At 39.0% G+C, this 1,351-nt stretch carries 2 protein-coding genes; one reads left to right on the forward strand and one right to left on the reverse strand.

All coding sequences use genetic code 11. From position 1 onward, the window contains the following. Positions 1–118: 118 nt before the first annotated feature. Positions 119–349 (reverse strand): helix-turn-helix domain-containing protein, encoded by a 231-nt coding sequence (locus DWZ60_RS16895; protein ID WP_004843519.1) that lies wholly within the window; start codon positions 347–349, stop codon positions 119–121. Positions 350–520: 171 nt separating this feature from the next. On the opposite strand from DWZ60_RS16895, the gene DWZ60_RS16900 reads away from it, so the two are divergent. Next, positions 521–1,150, forward strand: a complete 630-nt coding sequence (locus DWZ60_RS16900) for a helix-turn-helix domain-containing protein (protein ID WP_004843518.1) — start codon at positions 521–523, stop codon at positions 1,148–1,150. Positions 1,151–1,351: the final 201 nt, after the last annotated feature.

Genomic DNA, 1,351 nt, shown 5'->3' on the forward strand with positions numbered 1-1,351 from the left:
CAAACATAAGTTCTCGGTTGCGTATCAGAAGAAGCACATGGTATAATCTTCTTGCGTGTAGGTATATCATGGCTTCGGTCTGATAGAACCTTTGGCGGTTTCTTGGGAAGCCGCCTTTTTAATTTGCCGCAGTTCTTGTTACGGCTTTTACATTTCCTCTATCCCTCAAATCACGACCTTCATTAGCTTCCATAAACATTTCCAGAATATCGGTTTTAATCAGGACTTTGCGACCAACCTTTAATACTGGAAGTTTCTTCCATTCTACAAGCTGTCTTAAGGTATTTCTGCCGATTCCCGTATAGTCAGCAGCTTCTTCGATGGATAATGCAATTTTTCTTTGCGTCATATAATCACCTCCTTATAAATTGCATTATGCAATTCTTGTGATGTAAGTATATCCTTTTCACATCTTTTTGTCAAGCGTTACGAAATATTAAAAACAAATATTATATTGCATATTGCAATTATAGAAAAACAATGCTATAATTCATACATACCGAAAAAGGAGGCAGTCAGCATGAAAGATAAAGAACTACGCAAGCTGATAGGCAGCAGAGTAAAACAGCGCCGTCTGGAATTGAATCTGACACAGCCTTATGTCGCAGAAAAGATGGGTGTTACCGCTTCTACAATCCTGCGTTATGAGAATGGTTCGATTGACAATACGAAAAAAATGGTGCTGGAAGGTCTTTCGGAAGCACTCCATGTATCTGTGGAATGGCTCAAAGGGGAAACAGATGAATATGAAACCGACATTACGGATAAGAGAGAGTTACAGATTCGTGATGCGATGGGAGATATTCTGGAACAGTTACCGCTTGCCCTTACCAAAGAAGAAGATGCTTTTTCAAAAGATTTATTACTGCTGATGTTAAAACAATATGGTCTGTTTTTGGATTCCTTCCAGTTCGCCTGCAAAAACTTCAAGGGAAATGCTGGTCAGACGGATATTGCCAAAACAATAGGGTTTGAATCGAATGAGGAATATAATGAGATTATGTTCTTAAGGGAAATCACTCACACCATCAATGCTTTTAATGAGATGGCAGACGTTGTAAGGCTCTATTCCAAGAAACCAAAAGCAGCAGAACAAAGGCTTGCAAATCTTTTATCAGAAGTCTTATACGAAGATTCCGAATCGGTATAGTAAGACAACCGGAGTTATGATATACTTACACGCACGAAGCATTTCATCAGTTCCGATTGTCTAATATCGAAAGGAGACATACGATTATGGCAAAAGGATCTGTAAGAAAAAAAGGAAAGAAATGGTACTACCGCTTCTATGTAGAGGACGCAAGCGGCAATCTTGTTCAGAAAGAATGCGTTGGAACAGAAAGCAAAAGTG

It is taken from the genome of Blautia sp. AF34-10, assembly GCF_003477865.1.
In the GTDB taxonomy this organism is placed as follows: domain Bacteria; phylum Bacillota; class Clostridia; order Lachnospirales; family Lachnospiraceae; genus Fusicatenibacter; species Fusicatenibacter saccharivorans.

What these genes read in the sequence shown, in the direction of transcription:
- DWZ60_RS16895 (WP_004843519.1), bottom strand. Translation starts at nt 349, where the DNA reads ATGACGCAAAGAAAAATTGCATTATCCATCGAAGAAGCTGCTGACTAT.
- DWZ60_RS16900 (WP_004843518.1), top strand. Translation starts at nt 521, where the DNA reads ATGAAAGATAAAGAACTACGCAAGCTGATAGGCAGCAGAGTAAAACAG.